Consider the following 348-nt stretch of genomic DNA (forward strand, 5'->3'; position numbering starts at 1 on the left):
GCTCGGATGTGGGACTTGGAGCGAACGCAACCGGCCTTGGTGAGGCCCGGCGACCGCGTCCAGTACCGGGCGGTCCGCGAGGTAGTGAACGTCGCCGCTGTTTCCACGCGCCCGCCCGAATCCGAGCAGCATCTTGGGTCTGGGCTGTCCGGCCTGCGGATCCTCAAACCCGGTGCGCAGAGCCTCGTGGAGGACCTCGGCCGCCGCGGCTACGGTCCCCTCGGTGTTTCCGCTGCCGGAGCCTTGGATCGGGCATCCCTGCGCCGGGCCAACCGGCTCGTAGGGAACGCCGCTTCAGCTGCTGCCATCGAGTCCGTCAACGGTGGCTTGGTGGTGGAGGCTGTGGGG

The 348-nt window shown here is 69.5% G+C and carries 1 pseudogene; it reads left to right on the forward strand.

Features of this window, described 5'->3' with window-relative positions:
• Positions 1-15 precede the first annotated feature (15 nt).
• A pseudogene (locus SB724_RS19580) lies at positions 16-348 on the forward strand (hypothetical protein); the annotation flags it as partial.

This window comes from Bacillus sp. SIMBA_031 (assembly GCF_046535225.1).
GTDB classification, from domain to species: Bacteria; Bacillota; Bacilli; order Bacillales; family Bacillaceae; genus Bacillus; species Bacillus velezensis.